This is a genomic window from Nonomuraea longicatena, from assembly GCF_039525605.1.
Lineage (GTDB): Bacteria > Actinomycetota > Actinomycetes > Streptosporangiales > Streptosporangiaceae > Nonomuraea > Nonomuraea longicatena.
Genome location: NZ_BAAAHQ010000004.1, coordinates 81,497 through 98,432 on the forward strand (window position 1 = coordinate 81,497; position 16,936 = coordinate 98,432).

16 protein-coding genes, 1 tRNA gene and 1 other RNA gene are annotated in these 16,936 nt (G+C 69.4%); 6 read left to right on the forward strand and 12 right to left on the reverse strand.

What is annotated here, in order from left to right:
• Together ABD120_RS05635 and ABD120_RS05640 are read right to left on the reverse strand one after the other, a co-directional pair.
• Positions 1-459, reverse strand: a 459-nt coding sequence (locus ABD120_RS05635) for an amidase family protein (protein WP_343948617.1), incomplete at its 3' end; no start/stop codon positions are given.
• Positions 460-541: 82 nt separating this feature from the next.
• On the reverse strand, positions 542-1,210 hold the full coding sequence (locus ABD120_RS05640; protein ID WP_343948618.1) for a TetR/AcrR family transcriptional regulator: 669 nt from the start codon (positions 1,208-1,210) through the stop codon (positions 542-544).
• Positions 1,211-1,245: 35 nt separating this feature from the next.
• Between ABD120_RS05640 and ABD120_RS05645 the strand changes: the two genes are divergently transcribed.
• A complete protein-coding gene (locus tag ABD120_RS05645; protein ID WP_343948619.1) occupies positions 1,246-1,998 on the forward strand; it encodes a hypothetical protein in 753 nt (250 codons plus the stop codon).
• A gap of 345 nt (positions 1,999-2,343) precedes the next feature.
• Here ABD120_RS05645 and ABD120_RS05650 read toward each other — a convergent pair whose 3' ends face one another.
• The 5 genes from ABD120_RS05650 to ABD120_RS05670 form a co-directional block, all read right to left on the reverse strand.
• A complete protein-coding gene (locus ABD120_RS05650; RefSeq protein ID WP_343948620.1) occupies positions 2,344-3,411 on the reverse strand; it encodes an aspartate-semialdehyde dehydrogenase in 1,068 nt (355 codons plus the stop codon).
• Positions 3,408-4,682 carry an aspartate kinase gene (locus tag ABD120_RS05655; RefSeq protein WP_343948621.1) on the reverse strand — a complete coding sequence of 425 codons (1,275 nt, stop codon included), beginning with the start codon at positions 4,680-4,682 and terminating at the stop codon, positions 3,408-3,410. Before ABD120_RS05655 ends, ABD120_RS05650 begins: the two co-directional genes overlap by 4 nt.
• A 72-nt stretch (positions 4,683-4,754) precedes the next feature.
• Complete coding sequence (locus tag ABD120_RS05660; protein ID WP_343948622.1) at positions 4,755-5,285, reverse strand: DUF5063 domain-containing protein; 531 nt, start codon at positions 5,283-5,285, stop codon at positions 4,755-4,757.
• Positions 5,278-5,877, reverse strand: coding sequence for a recombination mediator RecR (gene recR, locus ABD120_RS05665; protein ID WP_343948623.1), 600 nt, complete (start codon positions 5,875-5,877; stop codon positions 5,278-5,280). The genes ABD120_RS05660 and recR overlap by 8 nt, the downstream gene beginning before the upstream one ends.
• A gap of 2 nt (positions 5,878-5,879) precedes the next feature.
• Positions 5,880-6,227, reverse strand: coding sequence for a YbaB/EbfC family nucleoid-associated protein (locus ABD120_RS05670; RefSeq protein ID WP_343948624.1), 348 nt, complete (start codon positions 6,225-6,227; stop codon positions 5,880-5,882).
• A gap of 372 nt (positions 6,228-6,599) precedes the next feature.
• Between ABD120_RS05670 and ABD120_RS05675 the strand changes: the two genes are divergently transcribed.
• Positions 6,600-7,976, forward strand: a complete 1,377-nt coding sequence (locus tag ABD120_RS05675) for a helix-turn-helix domain-containing protein (RefSeq protein WP_343948625.1) — start codon at positions 6,600-6,602, stop codon at positions 7,974-7,976.
• A gap of 777 nt (positions 7,977-8,753) precedes the next feature.
• Here ABD120_RS05675 and ABD120_RS39695 read toward each other — a convergent pair.
• Together ABD120_RS39695 and ffs are read right to left on the reverse strand one after the other, a co-directional pair.
• Positions 8,754-11,786, reverse strand: a complete 3,033-nt coding sequence (locus ABD120_RS39695; RefSeq protein ID WP_425563927.1) for a DNA polymerase III subunit gamma and tau — start codon at positions 11,784-11,786, stop codon at positions 8,754-8,756.
• A 33-nt stretch (positions 11,787-11,819) separates the two neighbouring features.
• Positions 11,820-11,915, reverse strand: an RNA gene (ffs, locus tag ABD120_RS05685) — signal recognition particle sRNA small type.
• A gap of 82 nt (positions 11,916-11,997) precedes the next feature.
• On the opposite strand from ffs, the gene ABD120_RS05690 reads away from it, so the two are divergent.
• Positions 11,998-12,082: transfer RNA gene (locus ABD120_RS05690), tRNA-Ser, on the forward strand.
• Positions 12,083-12,297: 215 nt separating this feature from the next.
• Here the strand turns inward: ABD120_RS05690 and ABD120_RS05695 are convergent.
• Entirely contained in the window at positions 12,298-12,912 is a 615-nt protein-coding gene (locus ABD120_RS05695; protein ID WP_343948626.1) for a TetR/AcrR family transcriptional regulator, read from the reverse strand.
• Positions 12,913-12,973: 61 nt separating this feature from the next.
• Between ABD120_RS05695 and ABD120_RS05700 the strand changes: the two genes are divergently transcribed.
• The 3 genes from ABD120_RS05700 to ABD120_RS05710 all read left to right on the forward strand — a co-directional run bounded on the left by ABD120_RS05700 (position 12,974) and on the right by ABD120_RS05710 (position 14,806).
• Positions 12,974-13,381, forward strand: coding sequence for a RidA family protein (locus ABD120_RS05700; RefSeq protein ID WP_343948627.1), 408 nt, complete (start codon positions 12,974-12,976; stop codon positions 13,379-13,381).
• Positions 13,382-13,468: 87 nt separating this feature from the next.
• On the forward strand, positions 13,469-14,410 hold the full coding sequence (gene ypfJ / locus ABD120_RS05705; RefSeq protein ID WP_343948628.1) for a KPN_02809 family neutral zinc metallopeptidase: 942 nt from the start codon (positions 13,469-13,471) through the stop codon (positions 14,408-14,410).
• Between the two features lie 90 nt (positions 14,411-14,500).
• A complete protein-coding gene (locus ABD120_RS05710) occupies positions 14,501-14,806 on the forward strand; it encodes a type II toxin-antitoxin system VapB family antitoxin (RefSeq protein WP_343948629.1) in 306 nt (101 codons plus the stop codon).
• Here ABD120_RS05710 and ABD120_RS05715 read toward each other — a convergent pair.
• The gene (locus ABD120_RS05715) at positions 14,803-15,564 is read right to left on the reverse strand and encodes a hypothetical protein (protein ID WP_343948630.1); all 762 of its coding nucleotides are present in this window, start codon (positions 15,562-15,564) and stop codon (positions 14,803-14,805) included. The genes ABD120_RS05710 and ABD120_RS05715 overlap by 4 nt on opposite strands.
• 515 nt (positions 15,565-16,079) lie before the next feature.
• On the reverse strand, positions 16,080-16,721 hold the full coding sequence (locus ABD120_RS05720) for a hypothetical protein (RefSeq protein WP_343948631.1): 642 nt from the start codon (positions 16,719-16,721) through the stop codon (positions 16,080-16,082).
• Positions 16,722-16,936 lie beyond the last annotated feature (215 nt).

Genomic DNA, 16,936 nt, shown 5'->3' on the forward strand with positions numbered 1-16,936 from the left:
CGAGCCGCCGCTGGAGCCGCCCGCCGAGTAGACCGGGTCGTACGGGTTGCGGGTGGGGCCGTTGTGCTCCGGCTCGGTGGTCGGCAGGATGCCGAACTCCGGGGTGTTCGTCCGGCCGAGCACCACGAACCCGGCCGCCCGCAGCCTGGTCACGACATTGGCGTCGACGCCGGCCTCGATGCCCGCGAGCGTCCGCGAGCCGCCCGTGTACGGCTCGCCCGCCATCGTCCAGCCCAGGTCCTTCACCAGCGCGGGCACCCCTCGGAACGGCGTGCCCTCCGGCGCCTTCGCGGCCTCCTCCAGCGCCCTGTCGAAGCGCCTGTGGACGACGCAGTTGAGCTCCCCGTCGCGGGCCTCGATACGGGCGATGGCGGCCCCGACCAGCTCCCGTGGCGAGACCAGCCCGTCCCTGACGGCCCGCGCCTGGCCGACGGCGTCCAGATCGAGTATCTCGTCCATGTCCACCGCTCCTCTGCAGCCCGGCGTGGGCGACTTCTTCGGCTCCGCGATCGAATGATCGTGGAAAGTCAACGTGGCCCTCTCAGGGTCGCAGTTCGTGCACCGCCCCGATGAAGTCCTTGGTGATCCCCCGCAGTCCCGGCAGATGCGACAGGCCGACCAGCCTGTCCACCAGCGGCACCGTGACCTCGATCAGCCGGAACGTGCGCACGCAGCCGGGCGAGGTGTCGTGCACCCAGAACAGCACCATGCCCATGGACAGCAGCCACAGCAGCTCCGGCAGTTCCTCCCGCAGTTCCGGGTCCATCCGGTCGCGTGAGCCTTCGACCACCTGCCGGTAGATGCCGATCGACGCCTCGCGGGCCGGGGAGGACTGGGAGCTGAACGGGCTGAGCGGGTTCGTCGGCTCGGCCGCGTGCTTGAAGAACTTCACCGCGAACTCGTGGTACGGCTCCGACACCCGTACCCACTCGCTGAGGACGCCGCTCAGCCGGGCGGCGAAGGAGGTCTCGCACGCCAGCAACTCGCGGCAGGCGAGCTCGTGGGCGGTCTGGGCGCGATCGTAGTACGCCTGGATCAGCGCTTCTTTGCCGGAAAAATAGTAGTAGGCGGTTCCTACCGATACGCCGGCCTCGGCGGCTATCGCCCGCATCGTCGTCGCATCGAAGCCGCGTTCCCGAAACAGTCGCAATGCCGTCGCGACGATGACCTCTCGGGTGCTCTCCGATCCTCGGTTTCGGGGTTCGGACACCTTCGCCACTTTACGGGCAAGAGCCCTGGTTGGTCATGAAGCCGTACCGTGATCGCCGCCACAAGGCAAAGATCGTTGTGCGACAGGGATCATCCGGTGTGAAGCGTGGGATTGATGGTTCTGGCGGGAGGGCTATTCCGCGAAAGAGCATCGACATGTGGATACGTGGCAAGGTGCGACTGTTCGTAGTCGTACTCCTGGGCGTTGAGATCTCGATAATCGCATTGGCAACGGCGGCGACCGCCGCGTCCGCTTCCTCGGAGGCAAGGGAGTCATCTCGACCGCCGATAACGCGGACATACGCCTTTGGAGGCGGCATACATCCCACAACCTGGACGACATCCGTAGAGCCCCCCAAGGTAGACCTCAGCCGGGTCAGGTCCCGGCAAGCACCCATCCGCATCTCCCACCGGACGGCCACCGGCCGCCTGCGGAGCGCGGGCCTGCGATGGAAATCGTCCGGCCACTGCGCGAACCGCCGTATCCGGCACTGCACCTCGCTGGAGTCGGTGCGGACGGCGACCATCGCCAAGGTCATCGACCTGAAGCGGGACAGCGGCTGTCCCGTCATGGTGACGGGCGGCACGGAGACGGGGCACATGCCGGGGCGCTACAGCCACGAGCAGGGCTACAAGCTGGACATCTCACTGACGCCCTGCATCGACCGGCACATCACCACGAGCTACGCATACGCTGGCATCCGTAGTGACGGCTCCCCGCTCTACCGCTCCCCGGAGGGCGACATCTACGCCAAGGAGCCCGACCACTGGGACATCCTCTTCCGGTGACCCGAGGGTGCTCTTCACAACCCTGAAAAGCACCACGAGCAACGGCCCAGCCAACCTGACACCACCCGCCGACGCCACTCAAGGGCCCTCCGTCCACGGCACGCACCCGCACCCGGGTCTCGCCGCGACATCGCACGGTAAGCCGGAACACCACCCGGCGGGCCACCGGCCGCACTGCGCGGTCCCATGAGGCCATGCGGTCCTTGGGTCAGGCTTGTCCGGGCACGAGGGTTACCGGGCGGCGTCGCGGCCATCGGACCCGCGCCCGAGGGGCGTGGACGCTGAAGACCGCCACCCAAGTCGGCGGGTGGCGGTCTTCGGTGGCTTTGCCGTAAAGGATCGTTGTTATGCGGACAGGGACTCGCGCGCCACCAGTTCGGCGATCTCGGCGGCGTTCAGCGCCGCCCCCTTGCGCAGGTTGTCGCCGCAGACGAACAGGTCCAGCGTGTTGGGGAAGTCGATCGCCTGCCGCACCCGCCCGACGTACGTCGGGTCGGTGCCGACCACCGCCGCCGGCGTCGGCCACACGCCCTTCTCCGGGTCGTCCATCAGCACCACCGTCGGCGCCGCCGCAAGGACCCGGTGCGCGTCGGCGACGGTGATCTCCCGCTCGAACCGCGCGTGCACGGCCAGCGAGTGGGTCGTCACCACCGGAACCCGCACGCAGGTCGCCGACACCTTCAGGCCGGGGATGCCGAGGATCTTGCGGGACTCGTCGCGCAGCTTGATCTCCTCGGAGGCCCAGCCGCCCTCCTTGAACGAGCCCGCCCACGGCACCACGTTGAACGCGATCGGCGCCGGGAACGGCGACTCCTCCGCCAGCTTGTTGTCGAGCGCCTTGCGCACGTCACCGGCGACCTGGCCGATGCCGCGGTCGCCCGCCAGCGCCTCGACCTCGTCGTACAGCCGGGCCGTGCCCGCCACTCCCGCGCCCGACACCGCCTGGTAGGAGGCGACGACGAGTTCTTGCAGGTTGTACTCGGCGTGCAGCGCGCCCATCGCGGCCATCATCGACAGCGTGGTGCAGTTGGGCGTCGAGATGATGTTGCGCGGCCGGTCGGCGGCCGCGTGCGGGTTGACCTCCGGCACCACCAGCGGCACGTCCGGCTGCATGCGGAAGGTGCCGGACTTGTCGATCGCCACCGCGCCGCGCGCCGCCGCGATCGGCACCCACTCGGCCGAGACCTCGTCGGGCACGTCGAAGATGGCGATGTCGATGCCGTCGAAGACCTCGGGGGCCAGCGCCCGGACCACGACGTCCTCGCCTCGGACCTTCAGCGTCTTGCCCGCGCTGCGCGGCGAGGCCACGAGGCGGATCTCGCCCCAGATGTCCTCACGGGTGGAGACGATGTCGCGCATGACGGTGCCGACCGCACCCGTCGCGCCCACGAGTGCGAGATTGGGCCTGCTCATCTGCCGGTTCCTCCGTAAACCACTGCTTCGACCTGGTCCGCGTCGAGATCGAACGCGCGGTGGGCGGCGGCCACGGCCGCGTCCACGCCGTCCTGCTCGACGATCACCGAGATGCGGATCTCGGACGTGGAGATCATCTCGATGTTGACCCCCGCGTCCGCGAGAGCCGCGAAGAACGTCGCGGTGACGCCGGGGTGCGAGCGCATGCCCGCGCCCACCAGCGACACCTTGCCGATCTGGTCATCGAACAGAAGCGACTCGAAGCCGACCCTCTCCTGGATCTTCTTCAGCGACGTCAGCGCCGTGGAGGCGTCGGTCGTCGGCAGCGTGAAGGAGATGTCGGTACGGCCCGTCGCCGCGGCCGAGACGTTCTGCACGATCATGTCGATGTTGATCTCGGCGTCGGCCAGCGTCTTGAAGATCGTCGCAGCCTCGCCAACCTTGTCGGGAACGCCGACAACGGTGATTTTGGCCTCGCTCCGGTCGTGCGCGACGCCGGAGATGATCGGCTGCTCCATCTCGGTTCCTTCGGAGTAGGGGCCGGAAACGACCCACGTGCCTTCCTTGGTGCTGAACGAGCTGCGGACGTGAATCGGCAGGTCGAAGCGGCGAGCATACTCGACGCAGCGCAGGTGCAGGATCTTCGCGCCGCAGGCCGCCATCTCCATCATCTCCTCGTAGGAGATCTTGGGGATCTTGCGGGCGGCGGGCACGATGCGCGGATCGGCGGTGAAGATGCCGTCCACGTCGGTGTAGATCTCGCAGACGTCGGCCTCCAGCGCCGCCGCCAGCGCGACGGCGGTGGTGTCGGAGCCGCCCCGGCCCAGCGTGGTGATGTCCTTGGTGTCCTGCGAGACGCCCTGGAAACCCGCCACGATCGCGATGTGGCCCTGGTCGAGCGCCCCGCGCAGACGGCCCGGGGTCACATCGATGATGCGGGCCTTGCCGTGGGTGGAGTCGGTGATCACACCCGCCTGCGAGCCGGTGAACGAGCGCGCCTCGTGGCCCAGGTTGGCGATCGCCATCGCCAGCAGAGCCATCGAGATGCGCTCGCCCGAGGTCAGCAGCATGTCGAGTTCGCGGCCCGGAGGCAGCGGCGAGACCTGCTCTGCGAGGTCGAGAAGTTCATCTGTCGTGTCGCCCATGGCGGAGACGATCACGACCACGTCGTTGCCGGCTTTTTTCGTCGCGACGATCCGCTGCGCGACCCGCTTGATGCAGGACGCGTCGGCGACGGACGAACCACCGTACTTTTGCACAACGAGCGCCACGAGAGTCTCCCGGTTTGGACAGTGAGCTGCCAGTCTACCGAGGACGTCTCGTGAACCCGATGGGCCGGACCACTATGTGGACAACGCCTCCTCAGCGACGTCCAGGCGGGTGTGGGCGGCCAGCGCCTGAAGTGCGCGCATCGCCGCGCCCGCGTGGTTGCCCCAGGTGTTGAAATAGGAGTACTGCCACCACCACAGCGCCTCCAGCGGGCGCCCCGCCTCGAAGTGGCGCAGCCCGTGGATCAGGTCGGCCGCCACCGCGGTGAGGTCGTCGGAGAGCCGGTACGGCGTGACCGTGGTGTCCTTGTACGGGTCGAAAACCTCGGCGTAGTCGTCCACGGCACCGAGCCGCTCGGCCAGTGCCGTACGCACGCCGTCGATGTCGGGATCCTCGCTCAGCGGCGGCTCCCAGTTGCCCGACAGGATCACGTCCTGGCTGGCGCCCAGTTTCGCCCCCGCCAGGCTCACCTGCGCCACCTCGACCAGCAGCAGTGACCAGATGGCGTCACCGCCCTCGCCGCCCGCGACCCTGGTCAGGCCGTCGACGTAGTTCTGAGCGTGTCCGGCGATCTCGTCAGCGAGAGCGCTCCACTGGTCAGACATCCAGCAGCCTCCGTCCTTCAAACGCGCGGCCCAGGGTGACCTCGTCCGCGTACTCGAGATCACCGCCCACAGGCAGACCGCTGGCCAGTCGTGTCACCTTGATGCCCATCGGCTTGACCAGACGGGCGAGGTAGGTCGCCGTCGCCTCCCCCTCCAGGTTGGGGTCGGTGGCGAGGATGAGCTCGGTCACCCGGCCGTCGGCCAGGCGTGCCATCAGCTCGCGGATGCGCAGATCGTCCGGGCCGACGCCGTCGATCGGGCTGATCGCGCCGCCCAGCACGTGGTAGGTGCCGCGGAACTCGCGGGTCCGCTCGATCGCGACGACGTCCTTGGACTCCTCGACCACGCAGATCACGTGGGTGTCGCGGCGCGGATCGCGGCAGATGCGGCATTCCTCCTCGGCGGCCACGTTCCCGCAGACCCGGCAGAAGCGCACCTTGTCCTTCACCTCAAGGAGGGCGTGCGCCAGCCGTTTGACGTCGACGGGATCGGCCGCGAGCAGGTGGAAGGCGATCCGCTGCGCGCTCTTGGGACCGACGCCGGGCAGCAGCCCGAGTTCGTCGATCAGATTCTGGACGACCCCCTCGTACACGGCTAGAACCCCGGCAACTGACCGAAGCCGCCGCCGAGCCCCTGCGCCAGCGGGCCGAGCTTCTCCTGCTGGAGCTCGTCCGCCGCGCGGTAGGCGTCGCGGATGGCCGCGATCACCATGTCGGCGATCGTCTCCGCCGTCTCCTGCGGGTCGTCGGCGTCGATCGCGCTGGGGTCGATCTTCAACTCCAGCAGCTCGCGGGCCCCGTTGACCACGGCGGTCACCATGCCGCCGCCCGCCGACCCCTCAACCTGAGCGTCGTTGAGCTCTTGCTGGGCGCTCGCGAGCTGCTGCTGCATGAGCTGGGCCTGCTCCAGCAGCTGCTGCAGGTTGACGTCACCTGGATTCACGTTTGTGCGCTCCTCATGGCTCCATGTCTTGACTGGGACGAGCCTACGGGGTCCGGTGCGGTCCCGCACTGCGAAGAGCAGGTGTTTCCGTGTATGGCCGGGTCCCGGCCCCCCTCCAAAGCGTCCGGGACCCGGCCAGCACGCCGGCCGGAGCGGCCGCACCACGCCGACGTTTCAGTGGTGCACGCTAGTGAGACCAACGTTGCACACAGGTTGCGGTCATTCAATCACCCTGTGCAATCCCCCGAACGGGTTGCGCGCGGAACCCTTGACCGAGAGGGTGATTGATTAGGGGTTGACTACTTGGAGTGGCCGATGAGTTACGCCCATCTCGATGCTTATTCTCGCAAACTCAGACACGCTTACGAAGCCATGTGGACGGCCGACGAATCACCCGAAGACACGCCCCGACGGCTGATCTCCGCATCATGGCGCCGGTCCCTCGAAGCCGGCATCGACCCGGAAACCCGCTCCGCCCCGCTCGTCTACGACACCTCCCACATCGACGACGTCCGGGGCGCACACCCGCTCCGGCCCCTCCTGCCGCTGCTCGCGGGCACCCTCACCACCATGGCGGAGTCCAGCGCCAACATCGCGATCATCACTGACGTCCACGGCAACATCCTCTGGCGCGACGGCAACCGCGCCATCATGCGCCGCGCCGACAGCGTCGGCCTCGCCGACGGCCACCTGTGGGCAGAGGGCGCCGTCGGCACCAACGGCATCGGCACCGCACTCGCCGACCGCCGCCCCGTGCACGTCTACTCCGAAGAACACCTCATGCGCGCCCTCCACATCTGGTCGTGCAGCGCCGCCCCGATCATCGACCCCGACACCGGCGACGTGCTCGGCGCCATCGACATCAGCGGCACCACGCCCAGCCTCCACCCGGCCACCGTCGCCCTCGTCGGCGCCACCGCCAAGCTCGCCGAGAGCCAGCTCACCATCCGCATGCTCGAAAGCGACGACCTCCTGCGCCGCCGCTTCGAACTCCTGCGCGACCACGACAACGTCCTCGTCACCGCCACCGGCCGGGTGATCGCCGGCGACCCCTCGGGCGACCTGGGCGACCGCCTCAATCTGCCCCAGCCGGGTGAACAGCTCACCCTGCCCGACGGGCGGGCGGTGCTCCTCGAACCCTTCCACGGGGGCTACGTGCTGCGTCCGGCCGCCGAGTGCGGGCCGCCCGCCCTCCGGCTCGCCTTCCTCGGTGACGGGGCGCCCACGGCGTACACAGGGGGGCGGGAGCTCACGTTGTCGCTGCGGCACGCCGAGATCCTCGCCATCCTCGCCCTGCACCCGCACGGCCTCACGGCCGAGCAGCTCTGCTACTACCTGTACGGCGACGCCGGCAACCCCGTCACCATCCGCGCCGAGATCCACCGGCTGCGCGCCCAGCTCGGCGGCACGGTGGGGGCCAAGCCGTACCGGCTGTCCTCGCCCGTCGAGGCCGACTTCGTCGAGCTCCGCAGCCTCCTCGCGGGCGGTGACGCGGCGGCGGTGGCGCGCGCGTACCCCGGGCCGCTGCTGCCGCGCTCGGAGTCGCCGGAGATCCGGCGGGCGCGGGACGAGCTCGAGGTCCAGGTCCGCGCCCGGCTGCTCCGCAACGGCGGCCCGGAGGACCTGTGGATCTACGCACAGACCCCGAACGGCCGCGACGACCTGCAGATCCTGGAACGCCTGAGCACCACGCTCCCGACGACCGACCCCCGCGCCATCACCGCCCGCATCCGCCTCCACTCCCCCTGACCCGCGCCACTGCCCGGCCGCGCACTCCGCCACGGCCGCACCTCATCACGGCCGAAGGCCGCTCTGTCACAACCAAGCCGCGTCACGGCTGCGCTCCGTTGCGTCCACGCGCCGTCACCGCCATGCCCTGTTACGGCCGCGCTCCGTTGTATCCACGCGCCGTCACCACCATGCCCTGTTACGGCAAGCCCGCCCCACCACCTCCCGCCGCCGCCACCCACCGTCCACGGACGAGCGCCACCCGAGCGCGCAGGCAACCTCCGCAACGCCGCCCCGTCGGCCCCCTCGACGGCCCACACCTACCGGGAAGCCTTGGCCCGCCCAGGTTTACGCCTACTCGGACAACTCCTGAAACGGCATGAGGGCCCGACAAACGCCCCGAAACACACCGACACCCGATCACTCAACCCCAGACCGCCACCGCTTTGCCCCGCGTTCACCCCCAAACCCAGACCACCGCCGCTCTGCCCCACGTCCATCCCCAAGCGCAGACCGCAGCCACCTTGCCCCACATCCACAGCCAAGCCCAGACCACCGCCGCTCCCGCGTCACCACTCAGCCCCAGACCGCCGCCGTTCTTCCCCGCGCCATCCACCCGAGGCCGCGTCGCCACCGCTCTTCCCTGGGTCACCCGCTCAAGCTCTTGCCGCTCTGGGCAAAGTCGCCCAAGCTCAGATCACGGCTTCGCGCCGACACGCCTGGCCCTACCCCAGGCACCGCCGTGCACCGGCAGGCGCGATCCGGCTCGGACTGTCTGTCCGACGCCGAAGCGACTGCTCAAATGTGGTCGATTTCGCTGATCACCTGGGCGCCGAGTTCGCGGGTGAGCAGCGCCATGCCGCTCAGCGCATCCACGTCGGCGTCGTTCAGCGGGTCGACGTCGTCGGAGGCGGAGCCCTGACCACGTCCCGGAATGGCGTCCGGCCAGGCCGCCGAGCCGCCCTTGCGGTTCGAGCCGCGCGGCCCCGACTGGGCGGCGGCCCTGGCAGCCGACCGAGCGGCCTCGATGCCCGAGCCCCTGGCCGCCGGACGCGCGCTCGACTGCCCCGGATCCGGCATCGGCGGCGCCCCAGGCCCTGGGTCGTCCGGCGCAGCGGGCCACGACTCGTCGGTTGTCTGGTGACCGTTCGCGGAGCCCTCTGCTCCGGGCTGTCCGACACCGCCTTGGGCCCCAGCACCTCCGGCGGCAGCGGACGCACTCCCCTGTCCGTTCACTGCGGACATTCCGCCCGAACCATGCTGTGCACCCGCACCCGGCTGTCCAGTGTCGCCGAAGCGCGCCCCGTTGGGGCCTGCCGCCCCGGGGCTGCCGTTGCTGAGGCCGACCACCCCCGAACCACCATCGCCGGAACTGGTCGCCCCGGAGCCACCGTCGCCGGGGGCGGCCACTCCCGGGCCGCCGTTGGCGCCGGGCCCCGCGGAAGCGCCGTTCACGGACCCCGCGACCCCGCCCGGGTGACCCAACCCTCCATGCTGACCGTTCGAGCCACCCGGCTGAGTACCCGAACCATCGAACTGGTTACTCAGGTCGCTGTGCTGGCCGTCAGGGCCGCCTGGCCAGCCGTTCGAGCCCCCATGCTGCCCGCCCTGGCCCGTGCCGTCCCCAGAATGAGTGGAACCGGACCCGCCCCCCTGAGCGTGACCGGGACCCACGCCCTGAACCGAGCCAGAACCCGGACCCTGGGCCGAGCCTGAGCCCTGAACTACCTCAGAGCCCGAACCATGGGCCGCGTCGGAACCCGGACCCTGAGCCGGACCGCCTGCTACACCCTGCTGGCCGACTGAGCCCTGCGCGTGCCCGAAGCCCGCACCCGACTCGGCACCTCCGGCCGGCTGCCCAGAAGCACCCTGCCGACTGTCGAACCCGCCCTGGGATCCCGGCGCACCGGTCTGCCCGGGATTCTGCCCGTACCCCGACGGCCCGCCCGAACCACCGGACCGAGAGGCCCGCTGCCCGCCCGGCGAACCGCCGACAACCGCCTCAACCCGCCAGACACCGCCGAGCACATCGCCCAACGCCTGGGCCACGATGGCGTCCTTGCCGCCACCGGTGAAGTTCTTCATGGCGCCGACCTGGGCGAACCCGAGCGTCACCAGGTTGCCCTCGACCCCGACGACCTGAGCATTGGTGCTGACATTGGCCCAGACGACGATGCTGCGCTGCTTCAAGGCCATCAGCACGGACGCCCACTGCTGCTGAATCCCGCCCACACCACCGGCAGAACCAGACGGCGCCGTCCCAGCGGAACCGCCCCCTTGGGCACCCCCAGCCGGGCCAGCCTGAGCTGCGGCGCCACCGCCGTTGCCCGACACGTTTCCACCCGACCCGGGCCGCACCGCCTCAGGCCAGTCATCACCACCGGCGCCCCCCGCAACAGCGCCAGAGGCTGCTCCCCCAGTCCCACCGGAACCGCCGGTTCCAGGACCGCTCGTCCCATGACCACTCGTGCCGGAACCGGCCACGCCAGGGCCGACCGTCCCAGGGCCCGCCGTCCCAGGGCCGGCCGCGAAAGAACCGCCCGCGCCGGAGCCGCCAACCGCGCTCGGGCCGGTGCCCTGCGTACCGACCGCTCCCAGACCGGCACCATCCACGGGGCCCGAGCCGTGGCCCGGTGACGTTCCGGTGCCCGTACGGGAGGCCATCCGGGCGACCGTGCTGCCGCGTTCAAGACGTTCGAGACGGGCGAGGAGCGCCTCCTCGCCCTGTGCGGCGCCGGGCAGGAGCACCCGCGCGCACATCAGCTCCAGCAGCAGCCGGGGCGAGGTCGAGCCCCGCATCTCGGTGAGCCCGGTGTTGAAGACCTCGGCCGCCCGGGTGAGCTCGGCGGGGCCCATCGAGGACGCCTGCCGGACCAGCCGCTCCAGTTCGTCGGCGGGACGGTCGAGCAGCCCGCTGTTGGCCGCCTCGGGGACGTTGGCCAGAATCACCAGGTCACGGAAGCGTTCGAGCAGGTCGGCGGCGAATCGGCGGGGGTCGTGACCGCCCTCGGCGACCCGGTTGACCGCACCGAAGACCTTGGCACCGTCGCGCTCGGCGAAGGCCTCGACCACCTCGTCGAGCAGGTCGCCGTCGGTGTAGCCGAGCAGGGAGACGGCCTTGGCGTAGGTGATGCCGTCGTCCTCGGCTCCGGCCAGCAGCTGGTCGAGGATGGACAGCGAGTCGCGCGCCGACCCGGCCCCGGCGCGTACGACCAGTGGGAGTGCAGTGGGCTCGTACGGCACCTGCTCCGAACCGAGAATCTCCTCCATGAGCGCCCGAAGTGTCGTGGGCGGCATGAGCCTGAAGGGATAGTGGTGGGTGCGCGACTTGATGGTGCCGATGACCTTTTCCGGCTCGGTCGTCGCGAAGATGAACTTCAGGTGCGGCGGCGGCTCTTCGACGAGTTTGAGCAGCGCGTTGAAACCCTCGCGGGTCACCATGTGCGCCTCGTCGATGATGTAGATCTTGAATCGCGCGGACACAGGGGCGAAGAACGCCCGCTCGCGCAGGTCGCGGGCGTCGTCCACACCACCGTGGGAGGCCGCGTCGATCTCGATGACGTCGAGGTGCCCCGGTCCGGTCGCGGACAGCGCCACACAGGATTCGCAGTCGCCGCAGGGGTCGGGAGTGGGGCCTTTCTCGCAGTTGAGGCTTCTGGCCAGAATCCGGGCGCTGGACGTCTTGCCGCAACCGCGCGGCCCGCTGAACAGGTAGGCGTGGTTGATGCGACCGGTGCGCAGCGCCTGGCGCAGCGGGTCGGTGACGTGGTCCTGGCCCATGACCTCGGCGAAGGTCCCGGGGCGGTACTTGCGGTAAAGCGCAAGGCTCATGCGACACCATCCCGCCTGCGAGGGGGCACTCAACGAAGAGACCCCCCGCACACCCGCCAGAGCCCGCTTATCCTTGCTGCCTTCCGGCCCTGGGGAGGTTCACAGGATGACGCCGCGCGAGGGGTCCTCCGACAGTCTAGCCGCAAGCGGCAGTGCTCGCGGCAGTAAATGATGGTCTCCTGTGGCCCAAGAGTCCGGTAAGCTCGTCGGCGGAGGATTCGCCTAGTGGCCGAGGGCGCACGCTTGGAAAGCGTGTAAAGGGCAACCTTTCGGGGGTTCAAATCCCCCATCCTCCGCGCCTGGTTGAGGCAGAAGTACGAAGGGGCCGACCCTATCCAAGTCGGCCCCTTCGTCGTTTCCAGTCTCAGTTCCAGTCTCAGGCGGCCGCCCATGTCTCCGCCCCCTTGTCTCAGGCGGCCGCTTCACCTCCGTCGCCTGATTCTCAAGAGCAGGGCGTCAACCTCCTTGGCGTCCGTATTACGAGTTGGCGTCCGTGTTACGAGCCGGGCGATCAGACGTCGGGGATGCGCCAGCCGCGTTCGACCGACCGGCGGCAGTTTCCGGGGTCGTCGCCCGCGCCGGTGAACAGGGCGGTCAGCAGCGGTACGCCCTGGGCCAGCGCCTGGCGGGGCAGCGGCCCGGTGGCGACCAGCGACGCCAGTCCGTGTCCGATGATCCAGCTCTGGGTGGCCAGCCCCAGCGGCTCGACGTCATCGCGGAAGCGACCGATGACCTTGGCCCGCTCGACGGCCCGGACCAGGCTGTGCAGAGTGTCGTCCGCGGCCGCCGCGTTCTCGAGGTCGAACCCGGCGTCGAACATGACCCGATAGAGATCGGGACCGGCCAGCGCGTTGGACAGGTAGGCGGCGCCGAGCGCGGCCAGATCCCGTACCGGATCCGCCGACGGCGCGACCTCGGCGAGGCGGGCGGCCAGGCGGGTGAAGCCTTCCTGGCGCATCGCCGTCCACAAGCCGTCCATGCCGCCGAAGTAGGTGTAGACCGCCATGGTCGACACGCCGGTTCCGGCCACGAGGGAGCGGAGCGTGACCGGTTGCCGGGCGGCGAGCAGCTGGGCGGCGCGGTCGATGAGCTGGGAGCGTACCGCCGGATCCTTCATCCTCGCCATGGCCCCCACAATACATAGCTTTGCTATGTTATCGGGAAATACCGATACGCAAGGAGCGGACATGACCGTGACGCTGGTCAACCCCGACGGACTGCCGAAACCCGACGTCTACCGCCAGTTGTCGATCGCCACCGGATCGAAGCTGGTCTTCCTCGCGGGCCAGGTGGCCCGCGACGCCGCAGGCCGACCGGTCGGCGAGGGGGATCTGGCCGCCCAGGTCGAGCAGGCGTACCTCAACATCGGCACCGCACTGGCCGGGATCGGCGGGTCCTTCGACGACGTGGCCAAACTGACCGTCTACGTCGTCGACTGGACACCCGACAAGATGCCGCTGCTGGGCGAGGGTGTCACCCGGGCGGCGACCAAGCTCGGCGTCGACCCGGTCAAGCCGATCACCTTGCTGGGCGTCGCGGCGCTGGGCGAACCAGATCTGCTGGTCGAGGTCGAGGCCACCGCCGTACTCGACTGAGCCCCCAGAGCGGGAAATGTCCGATTACTGAGCGTATTTGATCCGCCACCCGGGAAGGAGGTCGGCAGGCGGAGGGGGACGTCAACCATGCAGTTCGACGACGACGCGAAGCTCGATCCCTCACAGGTCGAGGACGTACGGGCATCCGGACGGCAGCCGCAAGGTGGCGGCGGCGGCATGCCCGGCTGCGGCGCCCTGCCCATGGGCAAGGGCAGCGGCTGCCTGCTGATCCTGGTCGCGATAGCCGCGCTGTTCGTCTTCAAACTCGTCCCCACCCCCTTCAGCGGCGACGAGCAACCGCCGCCCCAGCGCAGGCAGGCGCCCCCGGCCCCGGTCATCACCCCCAGCGGAAACCTCGCCGAACGCTGCAAGACCGGCGCCGACGCCGCCCAGAACGAGGACTGCCGCATCGTCGGCATCGTCAACAGCATCCAGACGTACTGGCGGCAGGCTTTCAGCGAACGCGGTGGCAAGGCGTACACGCCCGCGAAGACCGTCCTGTTCTCCCACCTCGTCAGGACGGCCTGCGGCACCGCGGACTCCGCCGTCGGCCCCTTCTACTGCCCCGCCGACCAGAAGGTCTACCTCGACCTGTCGTTCTTCAACACTCTCCAAAGGGACTTCGGCGCCGAAGGCGGGCCGTTCGCCCAGGCGTACGTGATCGCCCATGAGTACGGCCACCACGTCCAGAACCTCCTCGGCACCATGAACCGCGCCGGCAACAGCAGGCAGGGCGCCACCAGCGGCGCCGTACGGCTGGAGCTGCAGGCCGACTGCTACGCCGGAGTCTGGGCACACAACGCGGTCAAAACCGGCTTCTACACCCAGCCGTTCACCCAGGCCGACATCGACGAGGCCCTCAGCGCGGCCGCCGCAGTGGGCGACGACACGATCCAGCGCCGCGCCCGAGGCCGGGTCACGCCCGACACCTTCACCCACGGCACCTCGCAGCAGCGGGAGAAATGGTTCTCCGTGGGCTATCAGTACGGTGATCCCAAGCGTTGCGACACGTTCTCAGGAAGCATCTAACCCCTACGCGCCCGACAAATAGGGCACCGTTGACCTGCGACAACAGTGCCGGACCACGCGAAGAACCGGATTCTCTCCTAAAATCAATGGGTGATCTTCAAGCTGGTCGGCGACGGACGTCCTTATCCCGAACATGGTCTGACGAACCGCGAGTGGGCCCAGATACCCCCGCGGCAGGTCCGCCTCGACTCGCTGATCACCACGAAGGCCATGCTCGACCTCCACTCACTGCTGGCGGCCGACTCGACCTTCTACGGCGATCTGTTCCCCCACGTGGTGCAGTGGCAGGGCGAGCTCTACCTGGAGGACGGCCTCCACCGCGCCCTCCGCGCGGCCCTGCACCAGCGCTCGATCCTGCACGCCCGCGTCCTGGAGCTCCCCGAGAGCACCCCCTAAGATCGCCGCCCGCGCATTACGAGCCCGCCCACCCCGGCAACCAGCAGCAGTCCGGCGCCGGTGAGCATGACCAGCCGGCCGTCCGCCCCCGCGTCACCGCCGCCCCCCGTCTCGGCCGAGCCGACGGGGGTCTTGCGCACCGGCGCGTCGTCGGGCGTCGTCTCGGTGACCGGGTCCTCCTCCTGGGTGGGCGTCGGGCTGTCGACCGCGTCCGACTCCTGGTCCTGCGACCCGCCCGAGGTCAGCGGTACGGTGAGCACCGTCTCCCCCTGGGGCAGGCAGTTGAACGTCTTGCCGTTCGCCCCCTCGACCGCGACCGACAGCGCCTCCAGCACCGTGGCCTTCAGCTCCAGTTGCGTCGCCGAGGCCGTCGCCGTCACCTCGGCGGTCACTGTGGGCAGAATGAAGCTGGCCCCCACCGCGAGTTGCTGGGCGGTCGTCTGCGACGCGGACTCCGCCGCCTCCGTCGTGGTCGCGCCGGTAACCTTCATCCGGGCGGTCACGGTCACCTTGGTCCCGGCGGGGATCGCCTCCTTGACGGTGAACCCGGTGTCCGGCCGGAAGGTGACGGCGACCTTGCCGCCCTTCGTCCCGGTATCGGGCGCGGAGACGGTCACATTGAACAGGGAGACGTCGTCGAACGGCCCGCCGGTGTTCAGGCAGGTGTAGGTGATGGTCTTCTGGGCCGCCGCCGCAGGAGTCGCCAGTACGGCGACAGCGATCACGGCCGACGCGGTGCCACAAACCAACGTACGCATCAAGGGGGGTTCCTCTGGCGTGCCGACGGATCAGACCTTGCCCAGCGATTGCATCATGTCACGACATAAGCGGACCACTCCGCGTTCCTCAGGGAAGATCCCCGCTTCAAAAGCGTGGTCTTCCGTAAGGGCGCGCTTCGCGCGAAGGGCTCCAGGCAGCGCCCACCCGGGGGGAAGATCCCCCCTGACCCCCACCTACAACTGCAAGGTCCACGCGCTAACGCGCTCGGGCTCCCCTCATCGGGGCTTTCGCACCAAACCCCGAGCAGGGCCTCCCGGCCCCTGCACCCCGAGCCTTAACGGATTCGGGAAGGCAAAGGCTCGGTGCCGACGGGATGGCAGTGACCGGAAGGGTCTAGGCCGTGTATCGGGAGTGGATCTCGGGTGCGGCATGAACTCCTTGAACCACTTCCGATACACGGCCCGGCCCGTTCCCGGGCTGTGAGACAGCGCCCATGTCGCCGCTTCCTGAAACCCGAGTTCAGAGAGCGTTGACAGCCCAGGCTGGCAGTCGCTTACCACGCGTCTCCGGACATGATCAGGTCCCACAGTTCGCCCACCCACCGGTTGGCGGTCTCGGGACTGACCTGGAGCACGATGCCGTCGCCGGTGCGCTCAATGCGGCGAATCCAGTGTCGCCCGCCGATGGCGAGCTCCTCATACTCCACCGGCCGGCAGCGGCAACTCAACCGCATCACCCGAGGCTGCCTGCCATAGCGAAGCACCCACATATTGCCCTCGAACTGCCACTCCACCCGATACGGCCGCGCCGAGACCGGAGCCGGGCAGTACTCCTCACCACATCGGCTCTCCCACCGGCTCGAAGAGCCTGGCTCGCTCAGTCGCTGAGCGGGCACCACCGGCAGGCCGGTCACGAGGCCGCTCCGGGAACGCGCAGGTGAGGCGTCACCGCCGACAGGCGCTGCGGCATCGCTCCTGGCCTGGTCGACGGAGGATTCGCCAGAGCCGAGCCGCCGCTCCGTGATCAGGGTCTCGACGGGAACCCGGCCGGTCTCGCGGTGCTCCTCGTCATCGCGCGGGCAGTCGTAGACGCGGGCGTCATCGGGACTCGTCGGGCCTGACCGCGCTTCCCGCTGCTCTCGCGGCGGGGGGACCTGGTGAAGCCGCAGGGCTTCGTCGCCGCCACCGTCACTCATCGATCTGCCTCCCTCGGCTCACTGGTGCACCATCCTCTTGTCGGTAGTTGAGAGACCGCTGATGGACCCGAGGTGCCGCCGGGCCACCACCCTGCTCGCCCGACCCCGAGGTCCAGAACGAGTTCTGCGGGGTCCGGCGCTCCTTCGGAGCGTGCCGATGCATGTCCATGTGAACCTCATTCGTGGGTGGGTGGCCCGCCGCCGTACCTCGACGG

Excerpts from the sequence above, each read along its gene's own strand:
- ABD120_RS05650 (WP_343948620.1), bottom strand. The coding sequence starts at position 3,411 with ATGAGCAGGCCCAATCTCGCACTCGTGGGCGCGACGGGTGCGGTCGGC.
- ABD120_RS39695 (WP_425563927.1), bottom strand. The coding sequence starts at position 11,786 with ATGAGCCTTGCGCTTTACCGCAAGTACCGCCCCGGGACCTTCGCCGAG.
- ABD120_RS05660 (WP_343948622.1), bottom strand. The coding sequence starts at position 5,285 with ATGTCTGACCAGTGGAGCGCTCTCGCTGACGAGATCGCCGGACACGCT.
- ABD120_RS05715 (WP_343948630.1), bottom strand. The coding sequence starts at position 15,564 with ATGCGTACGTTGGTTTGTGGCACCGCGTCGGCCGTGATCGCTGTCGCC.
- ABD120_RS05700 (WP_343948627.1), top strand. The coding sequence starts at position 12,974 with ATGACCGTGACGCTGGTCAACCCCGACGGACTGCCGAAACCCGACGTC.
- ABD120_RS05645 (WP_343948619.1), top strand. The coding sequence starts at position 1,246 with ATGAAGCCGTACCGTGATCGCCGCCACAAGGCAAAGATCGTTGTGCGA.
- ABD120_RS05720 (WP_343948631.1), bottom strand. The coding sequence starts at position 16,721 with ATGAGTGACGGTGGCGGCGACGAAGCCCTGCGGCTTCACCAGGTCCCC.
- ABD120_RS05675 (WP_343948625.1), top strand. The coding sequence starts at position 6,600 with ATGTGGACGGCCGACGAATCACCCGAAGACACGCCCCGACGGCTGATC.
- ABD120_RS05695 (WP_343948626.1), bottom strand. The coding sequence starts at position 12,912 with ATGGCGAGGATGAAGGATCCGGCGGTACGCTCCCAGCTCATCGACCGC.
- ypfJ (WP_343948628.1), top strand. The coding sequence starts at position 13,469 with ATGCAGTTCGACGACGACGCGAAGCTCGATCCCTCACAGGTCGAGGAC.